The 14,543-nt window shown below is 41.5% G+C and carries 21 protein-coding genes and 1 pseudogene; 13 read left to right on the top strand and 9 right to left on the bottom strand.

The window, feature by feature from the left end; genetic code table 11:
- Nucleotides 1-96: 96 nt before the first annotated feature.
- From IGI77_RS11990 to IGI77_RS11975, 4 genes are all read left to right on the top strand, one after another.
- Nucleotides 97-447 (top strand): nucleotide pyrophosphohydrolase, encoded by a 351-nt coding sequence (locus IGI77_RS11990; protein WP_005231912.1) that lies wholly within the window; start codon nucleotides 97-99, stop codon nucleotides 445-447.
- Nucleotides 434-1,648 (top strand): CCA tRNA nucleotidyltransferase, encoded by a 1,215-nt coding sequence (locus IGI77_RS11985; protein WP_005229364.1) that lies wholly within the window; start codon nucleotides 434-436, stop codon nucleotides 1,646-1,648. Before IGI77_RS11990 ends, IGI77_RS11985 begins: the two co-directional genes overlap by 14 nt.
- A 7-nt stretch (nucleotides 1,649-1,655) precedes the next feature.
- Nucleotides 1,656-2,024, top strand: a complete 369-nt coding sequence (locus IGI77_RS11980; protein WP_005229366.1) for a thioesterase family protein — start codon at nucleotides 1,656-1,658, stop codon at nucleotides 2,022-2,024.
- A gap of 67 nt (nucleotides 2,025-2,091) precedes the next feature.
- On the top strand, nucleotides 2,092-2,550 hold the full coding sequence (locus IGI77_RS11975; RefSeq protein WP_005229368.1) for a hypothetical protein: 459 nt from the start codon (nucleotides 2,092-2,094) through the stop codon (nucleotides 2,548-2,550).
- Between the two features lie 34 nt (nucleotides 2,551-2,584).
- On the opposite strand, the gene IGI77_RS11970 is transcribed toward IGI77_RS11975, so the two are convergent.
- The 6 genes and pseudogenes from IGI77_RS11970 to IGI77_RS11945 all read right to left on the bottom strand — a co-directional run bounded on the left by IGI77_RS11970 (nucleotide 2,585) and on the right by IGI77_RS11945 (nucleotide 6,306).
- Complete coding sequence (locus IGI77_RS11970) at nucleotides 2,585-2,860, bottom strand: hypothetical protein (RefSeq protein ID WP_005229370.1); 276 nt, start codon at nucleotides 2,858-2,860, stop codon at nucleotides 2,585-2,587.
- Between the two features lie 143 nt (nucleotides 2,861-3,003).
- Nucleotides 3,004-4,398: a Y-family DNA polymerase gene (locus tag IGI77_RS11965; RefSeq protein WP_015510066.1), complete on the bottom strand. Its 1,395-nt coding sequence runs from the start codon at nucleotides 4,396-4,398 to the stop codon at nucleotides 3,004-3,006.
- Nucleotides 4,399-4,652: 254 nt separating this feature from the next.
- The gene (locus IGI77_RS11960) at nucleotides 4,653-5,039 is read right to left on the bottom strand and encodes a VOC family protein (protein WP_438770139.1); all 387 of its coding nucleotides are present in this window, start codon (nucleotides 5,037-5,039) and stop codon (nucleotides 4,653-4,655) included.
- A gap of 64 nt (nucleotides 5,040-5,103) precedes the next feature.
- Nucleotides 5,104-5,514, bottom strand: a complete 411-nt coding sequence (gene fosX, locus IGI77_RS11955; RefSeq protein WP_284591883.1) for a FosX/FosE/FosI family fosfomycin resistance hydrolase — start codon at nucleotides 5,512-5,514, stop codon at nucleotides 5,104-5,106.
- 70 nt (nucleotides 5,515-5,584) lie between these two features.
- The gene (locus IGI77_RS11950; RefSeq protein WP_087627764.1) at nucleotides 5,585-5,836 is read right to left on the bottom strand and encodes a hypothetical protein; all 252 of its coding nucleotides are present in this window, start codon (nucleotides 5,834-5,836) and stop codon (nucleotides 5,585-5,587) included.
- 151 nt (nucleotides 5,837-5,987) lie between these two features.
- Nucleotides 5,988-6,306 (bottom strand): annotated as a pseudogene (locus tag IGI77_RS11945) (MazG nucleotide pyrophosphohydrolase domain-containing protein).
- Nucleotides 6,307-6,514: 208 nt separating this feature from the next.
- On the opposite strand from IGI77_RS11945, the gene IGI77_RS11940 reads away from it, so the two are divergent.
- From IGI77_RS11940 to IGI77_RS11925, 4 genes are all read left to right on the top strand, one after another.
- A complete protein-coding gene (locus IGI77_RS11940) occupies nucleotides 6,515-6,964 on the top strand; it encodes a hypothetical protein (protein ID WP_144809622.1) in 450 nt (149 codons plus the stop codon).
- 272 nt (nucleotides 6,965-7,236) lie between these two features.
- Complete coding sequence (locus IGI77_RS11935; RefSeq protein WP_438770138.1) at nucleotides 7,237-7,572, top strand: hypothetical protein; 336 nt, start codon at nucleotides 7,237-7,239, stop codon at nucleotides 7,570-7,572.
- Between the two features lie 2 nt (nucleotides 7,573-7,574).
- On the top strand, nucleotides 7,575-7,766 hold the full coding sequence (locus tag IGI77_RS11930) for a hypothetical protein (protein ID WP_144809626.1): 192 nt from the start codon (nucleotides 7,575-7,577) through the stop codon (nucleotides 7,764-7,766).
- Between the two features lie 332 nt (nucleotides 7,767-8,098).
- Nucleotides 8,099-8,365, top strand: coding sequence for a hypothetical protein (locus tag IGI77_RS11925; RefSeq protein WP_438770137.1), 267 nt, complete (start codon nucleotides 8,099-8,101; stop codon nucleotides 8,363-8,365).
- A 38-nt stretch (nucleotides 8,366-8,403) separates the two neighbouring features.
- On the opposite strand, the gene IGI77_RS11920 is transcribed toward IGI77_RS11925, so the two are convergent.
- From IGI77_RS11920 to IGI77_RS11910, 3 genes are all read right to left on the bottom strand, one after another.
- On the bottom strand, nucleotides 8,404-8,595 hold the full coding sequence (locus tag IGI77_RS11920) for a hypothetical protein (RefSeq protein WP_159160891.1): 192 nt from the start codon (nucleotides 8,593-8,595) through the stop codon (nucleotides 8,404-8,406).
- Between the two features lie 431 nt (nucleotides 8,596-9,026).
- Nucleotides 9,027-9,176: a 50S ribosomal protein L33 gene (gene rpmG / locus IGI77_RS11915; RefSeq protein ID WP_005229384.1), complete on the bottom strand. Its 150-nt coding sequence runs from the start codon at nucleotides 9,174-9,176 to the stop codon at nucleotides 9,027-9,029.
- 137 nt (nucleotides 9,177-9,313) lie between these two features.
- Nucleotides 9,314-10,273 carry an ABC transporter substrate-binding protein gene (locus tag IGI77_RS11910; RefSeq protein ID WP_016610721.1) on the bottom strand — a complete coding sequence of 320 codons (960 nt, stop codon included), beginning with the start codon at nucleotides 10,271-10,273 and terminating at the stop codon, nucleotides 9,314-9,316.
- 202 nt (nucleotides 10,274-10,475) lie between these two features.
- Between IGI77_RS11910 and IGI77_RS11905 the strand changes: the two genes are divergently transcribed.
- The 5 genes from IGI77_RS11905 to IGI77_RS11885 all read left to right on the top strand — a co-directional run bounded on the left by IGI77_RS11905 (nucleotide 10,476) and on the right by IGI77_RS11885 (nucleotide 14,532).
- Nucleotides 10,476-11,267 (top strand): ABC transporter ATP-binding protein, encoded by a 792-nt coding sequence (locus tag IGI77_RS11905; protein WP_015510060.1) that lies wholly within the window; start codon nucleotides 10,476-10,478, stop codon nucleotides 11,265-11,267.
- Nucleotides 11,264-12,244 carry a FecCD family ABC transporter permease gene (locus IGI77_RS11900; protein ID WP_438770136.1) on the top strand — a complete coding sequence of 327 codons (981 nt, stop codon included), beginning with the start codon at nucleotides 11,264-11,266 and terminating at the stop codon, nucleotides 12,242-12,244. Before IGI77_RS11905 ends, IGI77_RS11900 begins: the two co-directional genes overlap by 4 nt.
- On the top strand, nucleotides 12,244-13,221 hold the full coding sequence (locus tag IGI77_RS11895; RefSeq protein WP_438770135.1) for a FecCD family ABC transporter permease: 978 nt from the start codon (nucleotides 12,244-12,246) through the stop codon (nucleotides 13,219-13,221). Before IGI77_RS11900 ends, IGI77_RS11895 begins: the two co-directional genes overlap by 1 nt.
- 90 nt (nucleotides 13,222-13,311) lie before the next feature.
- On the top strand, nucleotides 13,312-13,851 hold the full coding sequence (locus IGI77_RS11890; protein ID WP_005229392.1) for a 5-formyltetrahydrofolate cyclo-ligase: 540 nt from the start codon (nucleotides 13,312-13,314) through the stop codon (nucleotides 13,849-13,851).
- A gap of 12 nt (nucleotides 13,852-13,863) precedes the next feature.
- Nucleotides 13,864-14,532 (top strand): rhomboid family intramembrane serine protease, encoded by a 669-nt coding sequence (locus IGI77_RS11885; RefSeq protein ID WP_438770134.1) that lies wholly within the window; start codon nucleotides 13,864-13,866, stop codon nucleotides 14,530-14,532.
- Nucleotides 14,533-14,543: the final 11 nt, after the last annotated feature.

The following is a 14,543-nucleotide window of genomic DNA, read 5'->3' as shown; positions in this document are numbered from 1 at the left end:
GCACGAAATCATTGAATGCACAACAAATCCTGAAGGGGGCTCTATCTAGGCAGGCAGCCATTCTTTTGGTAAGATAAACGAGAAAGGGTGGAGAAAATGACAGAAAAACGTTCTTTGGCATCGATGCAAGAAGAAGTCGATGCGTATATTCAGCAATTCAAAACTGGCTATTTCAGCCCCCTCGCCCAAATGGCTCGTTTGACCGAAGAAGTCGGCGAATTGGCGCGAGAAGTGAATCACTATTACGGGGAAAAAAATAAAAAAAGCGATGAAGTTGAAAAAACAGTGGCAGAAGAACTCGGTGATGTACTCTTTGTGACGATGATCATGGCCAATTCACTTGACATCGACCTGACTGAAGTGTTTGAGGAAAATATGGCAAAATTCAATCAGCGGGATGCGTATCGTTTTGAAAGAAAAGATGGGAAAGTAAATGAAACTGACTAAACTACCAAAAGAATTTGCAGAAGCTGCACCGCTTTTAAAAAAAATCGAAGCCGCAGGCTATGAAGCATACTTTGTCGGTGGCAGCGTGCGAGACACAATCTTAGGCCAGCCGATTCATGATGTCGATATTGCTACCAGTGCATTTCCAGCCGAAATCAAGGCACTTTTTCCTCGAACCATTGACATTGGCATCGAGCATGGGACGGTGTTGGTTTTGTGGGAGCAGGCGCAGTATGAGATCACTACGTTTCGAACGGAAGCAGCCTATCAAGATTACCGCAGACCCGACAAAGTGGATTTTGTCCGTTCCCTGAAAGAAGATCTAAAACGGCGGGACTTTACCATCAATGCGTTGGCACTTCAAGAAGATGGTGTCATCATTGATCTTTTCGATGGTCTGGCAGATATCGATAATCAGATTTTACGAGCAGTGGGTCACCCCCAGGAACGTTTCCATGAGGACGCCCTACGAATGATGCGGGGGCTGCGTTTTGTCAGTCAATTGGGCTTTGTTTTAGAAACAGAAACATTGGCTGCTATCCATGCGAATCATGCCTTGTTGGGAAAAATCTCTGTTGAACGGATCATGATTGAATTCGTGAAATTGCTGTTAGGCAATCATCGGAACCAAGCACTACGGGCGCTAGTAGAAACCGAATGCTATATCTATTGCCCAGGCTTGCGGGAATACGGTGAGGCGTTACTGCGGATGGCAGACCTGCCAGCGATCCCATTAGAAAACGAAACGGCGGCCTGGGTTTTGCTCATTGACCAAATGGGTTTAGCGCCAGAGGCAGTCCGCAGCTTTTTAAAAGCTTGGAAATGTTCCAATGACTGCATCCGCCAAGTACACACGGCTTATCAAGCACTGCTCGCGCGTCGAAACGGCGAATGGAATGACCTAGTGTTGTATCAGTTCGGTCTAGAAGCAACCTGTTTAGCCGAAGGATTATTGCGTTATGACAATCAGCCCAACGATCCAGCAAAAATCAGTCAGCGCTATCAGCAGCTGCCGATCCATTCACTGAAGGAGTTGGCGATCAATGGACGTGATTTACTGCAAACGATCGATCGTTCTTCTGGTCCGTGGCTCAAAGAAGTCTTGACCGCTGCCGAAGCTGCAGTCATCACACGAAAAATCCCTAATGAAAAAGAAGCACTATTAGCGTTTGTCCAAGCGTATTTAGCAAAGGAGGGATAACTGAAGAATGGAAAGCAAAAAAGAATTTATCGTGGGACAGCAAGACACTGCGGCTGTTTTGGGTTCTGGAGGATTAGACGTTTTAGCAACCCCGCGATTGGTAGCAATGGTGGAAAACACCTGTTGGGAAGCCCTTGAGCCTACTTTAGATAAAGGGTTTACTACCGTCGGTACAAAGTTTTCGATCAATCATTTGAAGCCTTCACCAGTTGGAGCGACAATCACAGTTCTTGTGCAGTGGGAAAAAGAACAGGGGCTCCAATTTCATTATCAGGTAATAGACGCGAAACAACAGATCATTGCCAATGGGACGCATCAACGAGCAGCAGTGGAAATCTCTCGGTTCATGAAAAAAGTCAACGAAAAACAAAGTTAATTTGTGTCCCGATGGCGACTATGTGTTAGAATTAAAGTGTATTACTAATAAAAAGGAGCGTTTTGTCATGGCTAGAGAAATGAAAGCTTTAAAATTTTATTTCCGTAATGGAGAAACATGGACGATTGAGCGCCGTTACATCGGTGACTTGTGGATCAAACAAATCACGACCAGTTTTGGCCGCATCCACGGAAGCGAATTTGTTGAGATTCATCCATGTGCTGGGTTCAAAATTGAAATCTTCCAAGAAGGCGATCATGTGGCAACGCATGACATCAACTTAGGTGGGCTTGAATTAGGGATGTTTGCCCGTGCGTTGAAATATGAAGATATCGAACGGATGGAAATTCTTTACCGTAACGGTACACCGGATCTTGTGTATTTCCCATATAAGGACAAAGATACGGAAGGATTGGATAACGTATACCAATCAACAAAAATCAGTGAGAAAACGAAGAGCCTTTATATCGTAATCGACCCGAACCAGACAGTCGATGATGTTTATAAAGAACATTTCGAAGAATAAGAAAAACGCAGAACCAGTTGGTTCTGCGTTTTTTTTAGAATGATTCTTGGAACATATCCGTATACTTTTTTAATAAAAGATAATCTTCGGCATATTCATCTTTTAAAACGATCGTATCGCCAAAGAAACTCTTACGCGCATGTTGGATGATACGATGCTGAATATCTTTTTCTAAAAGGTAATCGATCTCAGACTGTTTCAGGTTTTGTGCAGCAGTCGCCCGATTCTTTTCTAAATATTGCAGCAAATCGTACTCAAGGTGTCCCGCACCGTTGATGACTCGTTTGTATTCGATTTTGTCAATTTTCATCTGCTCACACTCCTTGCTATTAAAGTACCTTAGAAAAGAACAAAGGGGGAGGTGGGCGAATCGAAATTACATAAATCTTTAAAAAATGGACCGTTTGTTAATGTTATCTTAAGATTTGTCAGCAAAAAGGAAAGAAAAACGAATCAAGTGCCAGTATTTTTCGAACCATCAGCAAACGGTTCTTTTTCCTTTTGCTGATGGACGGGTCCTATATTAGCGATCCCATCTAGACCACCGGCATGTCCGCCGACTAATTTGCTGCGAGCAATGGCGCGAGCGCCTTCCATTCGGCTTGTGGCATGAACGATCGAAGTGAAGCCATATTTCTCACGAATCTTATCGATGATCAAATCTAATTTACGCTGGCGCAACTGCGCTTCTGCTTGCTCAAAAAGATCCAGCTGGACATTTTCTGTATAAACCAATTTTGAATAGGTAATACCAATGTGGCGAACGACTTGCCCCGTATAAAATTTTCGAAAGAGAAACAGGCAATGAGCCACAAGTTTGCGGGTATTGTCAGTTGGCGGGATCTTCATTTGTCGGGAAAAACCAGAGGCAGTTTCACCAAAGGCTACGCCGATGTAAACATTGATACAAGCGGTCTGACAATGATGACGGCGAATCCGAGCGGCAACTTGCTCCGCCATTTCCTTGATGACGATCTCGATTTCTTCTTGTAAATAATAATTGCGATGTAGGACTTGGCTATTGCCGTAGCTTTTTTCCATCACTTGTGGTGTCGGTTCAGATAAAATCGTGCGATCAATGCCATGGGCGTGATGATAGAGCTGCTCGCCAATTATCCCCATGCGACTGCGTAAAAGATCAGGACTGGCGTGAGCCAATTGCTCGATCGTTTCAATCCCCATCAAGTGAAGTCGTTTTTCTGTGCGCCGACCGATCCCCCAAAACTCTGTCATAGGGGCGATCTGCCAAACTTTTGTCGGTACATCGTCATAGGTCCATTCAGCGATCAAGGAACGATTGTGTTTGGATTCGTTATCTAAAGCTAGTTTTGCTAACAATGGATTGTCGCCAATGCCGATGGTGACATACAATTTCGTTGTTTCGTAAATGTCTTTTTGAATTTGCTGGGCAATCAACCAACGTTTTTCTTCGCGAGAGATCGTTTTATCGGGAATGAAAAGATCCAATGTACGGGTCAGATCCATCATCGTTTCGTCGATCGAATAGAGCAGCAAGTCGTCTTGTCCAACATATTTGCGAAAGACATTATTGACTTTGGTATTTTCTTTGATATAAAAACTCATACGCGGCGATGCTTTGTACAAATCGGGATGTGTCGGCAGGTTGTCATTGCGAGTCACATTTGAAATCCCCAATACCGATTTTGCCTTTGGGGAAGCTGCTAAGACTAAGCCGTTACCAGTATTGTCAGAATGTGACATGACGACCAGCATCGCTTGGATAGGATCTAACCCGCGAGAGATGCATTCGACAGAAGCATAAAAACTTTTGACATCGATAAATAAGATATCGCGTTTTGGCTCGAGCGCATAATTAAAACCACCCATTTTTATCACTCCTTACCGAGATTATACGAACGTTTGTTCTTTTTTGTCAAGCGAACAGGAGCGGATGAGGGGGATTTGTTTTTTTATAGAGAAGTTATTTTTGTTTTATAATGATGGGAAACGTTGGTTTATAAGGAATACATTCATTTCAGATTATCAGAATTCGATTGGACATACATACGGGGTTTTGTCTTTTTACCCGAAAAACGGATAAAAAAACAGCCGATCCATTGGACCGACTGTCGTAGCTTAAATCAATTTTCGGCAGGTAGAGTTGCAAACAAACTTAAGAGATTGCCGTCTATGTCTTTGACAATGGCATAGCGTTGCCCCCAAAAGGCAGACCAAGGTTCTTTGAAAGACTGATACCCGGCAGCAATGACTTTTGCATGAAGGGCATCAACTTCTTCAGGAGAATCACATAAAAAGGCTAATTCAATCGTATCACCCACAGTCATTGGTGCATGTCCGTAGATCCCAGCAACCATCTGGCGGCTATTCAAGGAGATGCGAACCCCGTCGTTTGCTAATTCCATATAATCTTCTGAGTGCTGACCTAATGGCGTGAAGCCAAGTACTTGATAAAAAGCCAGTGCCTGTTCCATGTTTTTTGTGATAATACCGACCATATCTAGTTTCATTGTTTTCTTCCTTTCATGTGGGCGTTCTTTACATAACAGTCAATGCAGTTGCTAGCAATGAAGATCACCTCGTTTCTGTCCGACGGTAATGGTGCAACCGTTCAGCCAACGTACCAGTGTGTAGTTCAAACAAATGGTTGTCATCGTCATAAAAATAAATAGAAGCACCTTCGCCTTTGATGCGGGAACGATCTTTTTCGATCTTCAATCCTAGTCCTTGGATGCGCGTAATCAAGGAATCGATTTGAGCTTGATCGATTTTAAAGGCAATATGGTTATACGTTTTCGGCAGCTTCTGGGTGGCATCCTCCATAACAGCAAGCCATAAACCATCGATCAAAAAGAATTTTTCTGGGAAGTAAGAATGGGCCTGGTCTTGACTATCATAAACTTCCTCTGCATCAAACAATGTTTCCAGCATCGTTGTTGTCTTTGCTAAATTCTGTACGATCAACGTGATATGGGAAATCTCCATCGCATCAACACTCCTTTGTTATGACGAAATAGGGGAAAGAGAAACAATCAGTATCAAAAGAAGCACTATGTTAGTGATTGTGAAATACCAAGAGGAAGAGCAGAACATAAAACAGTGCATCTGTTGCGCAAGGAATAAGTTTCTTCGTGTATTTTGTCCAAAAGAAGACATTTATTAAGAAAAGGACAATCACCGTCGGTAGGCTAAAGGTCCAAGCAGGGTGTTTGATGAAAATGAAAAGCATATTTCCAATAAGAGCAAAAAGAAAAGCGCCATAAAACAGACGATAGTTACTAGGTAGATACGTAAAATTGCCAAGCATGGGTTCACCTCCTATAGGCAGTATAGCATGAAAGGGTCGGATGATACTCAAAGTATATTGAAAGGGCAGCTGGTTATATCAATTGTATCCATACTGAAATTTTCCATCTCGCTTCTCCTCTGGGAGTCACTCCGTATAGGGTGTGGTCGCTTTATTTGGCCGACAAAAATTCCTTCAAATTAATCTGGTTACCATATCTTTTCGAAGCTTCTTTATCTTTTTCTAATATTACGGAGGTTAAATCAATGTTAGCAACACTAGCAATAGCAATTGTGTAATGTAAAAACATCAGCAAGCTCTTTCTCAAGAGATGTATCCACTCCGTTTTTTCTTCCATTTGCTTGATTGAGGGCCTCAGCTACTTCTCCAATTTCTTCGACGAGTTTCATGAATAAACTTTCAGGTGTTCCTTTATCATTGTATTTATTTGACAGGTAATCTTGAATATCTTTGATTGATAAACTTTCCATTAAGCTCCTCCTCATTGAACTGAAATTTTTATTATCATTTATTAAAATCTTAGAAGTAGTATATTACTAGACAAAGTTTATAGCAACAGCTAATTGTAGTGAAAGAATTCGAAAAAAACATTGAAGAATAGATTTGGATCAAATACCAGCAAAATAGATCTGAAATTTTAGAGTATGTAGGTTTTAATCTCGTATAGGAGTGAATAAAATGAATGCAATTCAAAGCGGGGTCTATAAAAATAAGATGTCTTTGATTTTTGAGTTGTGCTTTTATCACTATTGCAACGTGGTTTACTTTATTTATGAGAGAAACTATCCAGTGGAAGAAGTTTTGTTAGGTAAAGATTCTATTTATAACTTATTGACAGTTAATACAATTTTTACACGGTTCTTGTATAGTATGATTGGTAATAAGGTTGCGTTTTCTGCCAGAGAAGATATTCAAGAATTAGACGCAGCTGGTTATATAGACTCTTGTTTTAGTCCTATGTACTTTGGTTTATTTTTCTTTCTTGTTTCAATCTTTATAGAATTGCTTCTAGTGTTTTTTGATATAAAGTGGCAATTGAATTTTTTAAATTATTTGCATCAGGCAGGCAGTTTATTAGGTTTATTTTTCTTTGCTAGAAGTACTTTGAAAATGCGTAAGAAAATTTGATTTTTTTTATTGATAAAGTGTCGAATCTATGTAGATGATGTAGAAATGACACAACTACTGTCAATATTGATAAAATCATATCTAAAAAGTCCTACCCTTAATTGGATAGGGCTTTTTTGCGTTTTTTTAACATGATGAAGGGGCAACTTACAGTTTACTCTATAGGTGCTACTAGGATGTAAACAATATGTTGCTATTGTTTTTGAGGGAGATATGCGATAGTTATTGTATAAATAAATTAAATTGGCACATCATGAATAGAGGTGATATTTATGAAAAAAATACTGTTATTTTTATTGGCCATTTTGGTTATGGGATCTTGTGTGACTTATGCATACCAGATTTCGTATAAAAAATATGTTGCTGAAAAAGAATTATATCGATTACTTGAAAATGAATATGGCTTAAAACCAGACGAAATCCATATTATTCAGGTAATTAAAGATATAAAAAGTGTACGGGGAGGTGTAGATATTAGATTTACCATAAGAAATAGTCCTGTGACGTATAGCTATGATTATTCGGTTACAAAAAAGAATTGGATTCGTGGATATGTAGAAAGAGGCTATTACCATAGTACTGACCAAATATTTTTAGAAGAGGAATGATTATGAAAAAAATCATTTGGATTTTGGGCTTTATCGGAATTCTTACTGTCGTAGTATTTAATGGTGAAAAAGTAATCGCAGATGAGATGAAAGACTTTTTGAGTAAATATGCCTTGACCGGAGAAGACCTAGATAAGTTTGAGGAAAACGAGTTAAGACAGAACCAACAGCGATCATCAAAAATTTTGATTTAGAGACGTTACGAGATCAATATGAACAGTACCGAGAATTAGGAATTTTCGACGAAGAAGTAACGTTTGAGATATATGTCCAATTAGCTACCACGTCTCCACCGACAGATACGGTTGCACCAGAATTCCGAAGTGTCGCTGGAAACCCACAGGCGGGTGATATTTTAATTACGAACGGAACCTCTCTAGGAGGATTGACTGGCCATGGAGGAATTTTTTTAGGTACATTAGGTAATGGCGGGATTTTATCTATCCAAGGTCCGGGATATAAACCGGAAGTAATTGGGATTTTTGAATGGATGAGACGCTACAGCGGAACAAATAGGTGGACTAAGTTGTATCATCCGACCTCACAATACCGACCAACAGATGCGGCTCGATGGGCTAAGAATAACTATGAATTCAAAAACTATAGTTACGGAATCAATATGAAGATCTTTGAAAAGGATCCTACGTATTGTTCAAAAATTGTCTGGCAGGCATATTGGTACTCATCCGCGGCTGCTCAAGTGGGCGGAATGTATCAACCTTTGATCGCATCACCATACGATTTACCTAATTATTTCGACAAACGACCAACGCATGTCGCTACATGGCAATAATATAGTCGATCGCAATATGACAATTCAAAAGCCCTGTCCTAAACTCGATAGGGCTTTTTGCGTTCTGCGATCAACTTCTCTAATTCCTGCAATTCTTCAAGAGATGCGTTTTTGATGTAACCCTTAGCTCCAGGGCGATTGCGGACGTGTTTCATTTGTTCTTTATTCTTTTCTTGCCATCTTCTCGATACTTTAAGTTGAGCATCAGATGTTTTCTTTTCAATCAACACTCGCTCTCCATCCTAAAAAAGTTGAATAAGTTTCATTACGATAGAGATGGCGATTAAAACCACAAGTATCACCAAGGCGGAATTTAGAATTTTCCTTCTTTTCATATTCTTCGACATTAGATTCATTCCTTTCATTTGCATCAAGATAAAGAGTAGTGACGATTGATGATGAACTGCAAAAAAAGTAGCACTAGTTTCAAAAGTCATGGTTGCTGTTTACGTCTGACGAGCTGGATCGGAGCAGTTGAAACCGTCGTTATTCGGCAGTAATCTAAGTCAATTACTGCAAAATTAACCCTTCATCCATGGAAAAGTCGGCGAGGGGTGTTTATGTTCGAATGGTAATCTTAAATCTACGGTGAAAGTATTGATTCAAAAAAGAAGTTCGCAAACGCCTTGGTTATCAGCGTTTGCGAACTTCTTAAATAGCATTATTTTGTTTCGCGGTGTAAAGTAACTTTTCTTTCGCGTGGGCAATATTTTTTCTTTTCCAAACGATCAGGATTGTTACGTTTGTTTTTGTTTGATAAGTAGTTGCGTTCTTTACAAGAAGTGCACTCTAATGTGATGTTTACGCGCATGATTTTCCCCCCTAACGATACAAGAATCCTCTAAGAAATCTCTCAGACTAAAATATAATAGCATGTTTCGTGAGGGAATGCTAGCTTTTTCCTGAAATTTGTTAAGTAGTTTTACTTGACGAATTTCTTGAAACGCATTAGTCCAATTTGCTCTGGATATCTTCGATCATTTTGGTATAGGCGATCGGACCGTTGTAGAGCCAGCTTGATTCAGGGCCGAATTCCCATAAACGATTGTTTTTGACTGCATCAAGATTTTGCCAGACTTGTTCGCTGAAAAAATCAGCGCCTTTATCACTATTCACTAAAATCAAGTAATCGGCATCCAATTCTGCTAATTTTTCCAGAGAAACGGCAGACCAGTCAGCAGTGGCACTTTCACTGATTTCCGAAACCAGTGAGGGAACTTTAAAACCGAGTTCGTGATACAGCAGCTGACCGCTTGATTTTGTTTCTGAAACCATGAAGACAGAGTTATTGACCACCCATAATACAGCGATCGACTTGCCTTGGATTTGATCAGCGTACGTTTCCTTGGTAGCAGCGACTAATTCATCATAATCAGCTTCTACTTGGGCAGCTTGCTCTTCTTTGTGTAACACCTTTGCGATATCTGTCAGACGTTCCCGCCAAGTCACGTCTTCGCCATTTGTGACCACATAGGTCGGCGCGATTTTACTGTATTGATCATATTTGTCGCCTTCCACCATGGAATTGCTATCCATCAGCAACAGGTCTGGCTCAAAGCTCAAGACATCTTCAAAGGGCAGATCGTAGTTGATCCTTGGAACCTCCGCCAGTTTGTCTTGCAAGTATGCTTGATCACTGTCATTGCCGACGGTCCATTGAGCAACCGGTGTTACCCCTAAAGCGACCAAATAATCTTCCAAATAACTACCAATCACCCGCTGTGGGTTTTCGGGAACAGTGACTTCATTTCCCATCGCATCGGTAAAGGTTGTTGCTATTTCTGAAGAAGTAGTGGCTGATCCACTGCTATCCGTTGAGTCATTATTCGTGCTGCAAGCACCCAGTAGGGTAAGGGAGCAGGCAGCTAGCAGGGTAAGCCAAGTACTTCTTTTTGACCATTGTTTCATAGAAACACTTCCTCCTTTGTTACATGTTGAGCACTTATTGTTTTAATTGAGAATAGTTCTCATTTGCTGATAGCTATTATCACGAAGAAACGCGCCTTTGTCAATCTTATTTTTTTATTTCCTTTTTTTAGAACTATTGACGAATAGTAGGATTACATTCATAATTGATAAGCATTATCAATCATTTATTTTGGGGACGAATATGGCGAAATTACGAACAGTTGACTTGAGTGTCGGCTATCAAAAACAAAAAATTGTGCAAAATCTAACAATTGAGATGCCAGAAGGGAAAATCATCGGCTTGATTGGTCCGAACGGCAGTGGGAAATCGACGTTTTTAAAGGCACTTGCCCGAATTTTACAGCCATTGTCTGGTGAGGTCCTCTTAGATGCACAAAACCTGCAAAACATCAAAACCAAAGAAGTAGCAAAAAAGATTGCGCTGCTCTCACAAGTTAGCGATTCATCGATTGGCTTGACGATTCGCGAAATTGTTTCTTATGGTCGTTTTCCCTATCAAAAAGGACTAAATAGTTTATCGGAACAAGATCTTGCGGCGATCGACTGGTCCTTGCAGGCAACGGGTTTGACAGCACTAGCAGATGAAACGATCAGCACGCTGTCAGGGGGACAAAAACAGCGCGTTTGGATCGCCATGGCACTTGCGCAAGATACGGATATCGTGATTTTAGATGAACCAACGACCTTTTTAGATCCAGCGCATCAATTAGAAATTTTGCTCTTATTACAGCAAATCAATAAAACCTACGGAAAAACGATCATTATGTCGATTCATGACCTGAATCATGCCTCACGTTTTTCTGATTATATTTATGCATTAAAAGGTGGAGAACTGTTGGTCTCTGGTACACCAGAAACAGTGCTGACCAAAGAGTGGCTACAGCGTTTGTTTGAGATCGACGCCATGTTAGGAACCTTTCCTAATAGCACAAAGCCATTGGTCTTGACCTATGAGTTAGGAGCCCAAGCATGAAAAAGTTTTCTTGGTTGCTGCTGCTTTTTAGCGGCTGCTTTATTATCTGTTTCTTTTTGGCGATCACCCAAGGCGCTGCAGACCTTTCCTTTGAAACGATCTGGGATGCTATCTTTGCTTTTGATTATGAGAATCAGCTGCATCAAGTCTTGCGCAATATTCGATTGCCCCGTGTGTTGGCTGCTTTTCTAGTAGGAAGTTGTTTTGCTGTTACGGGAGCTATCATGCAGGGAATTACGAAAAACGCTCTGGCAGATGGCGGTCTTTTAGGTGTCAACAGTGGGGCTGCGATGGGATTAGCGATCGCATTTATCCTATTTCCTAGTATTCAACCGAGACAAGCGGCGCTATTTTCGTTTTTTGGTGCCTTTGCGGCAACTGCGCTGCTTTTTTTATTGACTCGCTATGCCAAATTGGGTATGTCACCTACAGGTTTGATTTTGGCTGGTGTGGCACTAAGTTCTTTTTTCTCAGCCATCAGTCAGACCCTGTCACTGCAATTTGATTTAAATCAAGAGCTAGCCTTTTGGTTTATCGGTGGTGCCGCAAATGTGACTTGGCAGCAACTGCGTTTTGTGGGCCCCATCTATCTGATTGCCATCGTTTTTGTGCTACGTCTAGGAAAAGCGTTGAATCTGTTAGCGCTAGGAGATGACACCGTCATTTCATTAGGCAAGCACCCGCATCTGATTCGGGCATCTGCCTTACTGTTAGTCGTAGTTTTGGCGGGAATGGCGGTTTCGCTTGTTGGACCGGTCAGTTTTGTCGGCTTAATGGTTCCTCATGTCGTGCGGGGAATGGTGGGCAAAAACTATCAACTGATTTTGCCTTTGACGATTCTTGGAGGAGGAACACTGGTGATGGCCGCTGATCTGGCTGGCCGCCTGATCAATCCGCCCTTTGAGACACCTTTTGGGATACTGATGGCATTGATTGGTGTGCCTTTTCTATTGACCAAGATACGGAGGGAAGGCTGATGAAAAAAACACTCTCTGTTTTTTTTCTACTGCTGATGGTCGCTTTTTTAGGAAGTGTCATGGTGGGAAAAACAATTTTATCCTTTCAGGCATTAGGGGCAATCTTTCAAGGAACGGCATCTTCGAGTCAAGTACTGACGTTTACTGAGTTTCGACTACCACGGGCTTGTCTAGCGCTGATCGCTGGTGGTGCCTTTGGTTTTTCTGGGTTTGTCTTGCAAGGAGTAACGAGAAATGAGTTGGCTGATGCAAGTATCGTAGGAATCAACAATGGGGCAGGGCTCTTTGTGATGATCTACTTAGGTTTTTATACCCAAGGATCGCAGCTTTTGCCTGTCGTTGGGATCATCGGTGGTTTATTAGCTGCTGTACTGGTCTATTTGATTGCCTATAAGCACCGCCAATTGTTATCGATGGAGCGAGTACTGCTGGCGGGAATCGCCGTCAATGCAGGGCTGGCGGCGGCTACCTTACTCTTTACGGTGGACTTATCAAAAGACCGCTATCGCTTTGTAACAGCGTGGCTTTCTGGTTCGATTTGGGGTACTTCTTGGCAGCAAATCACCAGTCTGCTTCCTTGGGTCATCGTATTGTCTGTCGCAGCTTTCTGGACCGTACCAAGGCTTAACTTACTTGGCTTTGGCGAGGAGCAGGCAATTAGCTTAGGGGTTTCTTTGACCCGTTTGCGGACGTGGTTTTTAGTGATCGCGGTTGGTTTGGCTGCCAGTACGGTTGGCTATACTGGTAATTTAGCCTTTGTGGGCTTATTGGCGCCTCATATCGCTAAGGGACTCATCGGCAGAGAATCTCGCAGTGCCTTTTTCTTAGCGGGAATGATCGGCAGTCTGCTAGTCTTAGTCAGTGATACGATCGGTCGTTTGCTATTGACAAGCGGCGAGATCCCAGCTGGTATCATCATTTCTATCGTAGGGGCACCATACTTTGTCTTTTTGCTGATCCGACGTAAAGAAGGATGAGCAACTAGTCATGATCTTGTCAAGAAATCTGCGATTCTAGTTTGCTATTTGGACACAGTTTTTGGTACTATTTCTGAGAGGAGTGATCCAATGGAAAAACCAGTCATTAGAGAGCACATGATCCAAACATTAAAACAAATGCCAATCAAACAAAAGCAGCAGAAAGAAACGGTGATTTTGCAGTTGCTGTTTTCTTCTCAGATTTGGCAAACAGCTGAGTCAGTAGGTGTGATCCGTTCTTTGCCATTTGAATTTGACACAGCGGCTATTTTTGCTAAAGGATTTGAACAAAACAAACGAATCGCAGTGCCGAAAGCACAACAGAAAAAATTGCAGTTTTATCATGTGGAGCCGACAACGCGTTATGAAGCGTCGGCATTTGGGGTTGAAGAGCCGATCAGTGAGCAAGAAGCCCATCACTTGGATTTGCTGATTGTTCCCGGTTTGGCGTTTTCTAAAAACGGCTATCGCATCGGCTTTGGCGGCGGCTATTATGATCGTTTCTTGTCAGCTTTCGATGGCAAGACCGTTTCTTTGGTCTTCGGAGAGCAATTCAACGATCAATGGACACCAGATGTATTCGACATCCCAATCGATAAAATCTATACGGATTCTCTTATTCGCACGTAAAGGAGCACGTCAATGAATTCTCAAATGAAAAGATGGCTGAATCAGCCGGTCTTCACGTATCTGTTTTTAGCTATCCAAACAATTGTGTTTATCTTAGGTTATTTTAGTCCCTCTATTCAATCAGGCGGGGTGATGTTTGGTCCGTTTGTCGTTTATTTAAATGAATATTGGCGTTTCGTTACCCCGATCTTTCTACATTTCGGTTTGGCTCATTTTGCGATCAATTCTGTGATTCTGTATTATATGGGGCAGCAAGTAGAAGCCATCTATGGTCATAGCCGTTTTTTTGCCTTGTATTTGCTAAGCGGCATCATGGGCAATACCATGAGTTTTTCCTTCAACCAAATAGGGGTTCAATCAGCAGGCGCGAGTACTTCTTTATTCGGACTTTTCGGGGCATTTTTGATTTTAGGTTGGCATTTTAGAAATGATTACCGCATCCAAGCAATGGTACGGCAATTTGCCCTATTCGTTGGATTGAACCTGGTTTTTGGTGTGTTTGATCAAACAATCGATATGTGGGGACACATTGGGGGGATCCTCGGTGGGTTATTACTAGGGAATCTTTTGGCATTGCCAAAGAACTACGGAAAATATTCGATCCACACCAGAATCCTCTCTGGCGTACTCTTTGTTTTCTTATTGGCTATTTTTGTGATATATGGTTTTAAAAAATATTAATTACTTGTATA

It is taken from the genome of Enterococcus sp. DIV0213h (assembly GCF_051711285.1).
GTDB classification, from domain to species: domain Bacteria; phylum Bacillota; class Bacilli; order Lactobacillales; family Enterococcaceae; genus Enterococcus_D; species Enterococcus_D casseliflavus.
This window is presented reverse-complemented; position numbering and strand designations above follow the sequence as displayed.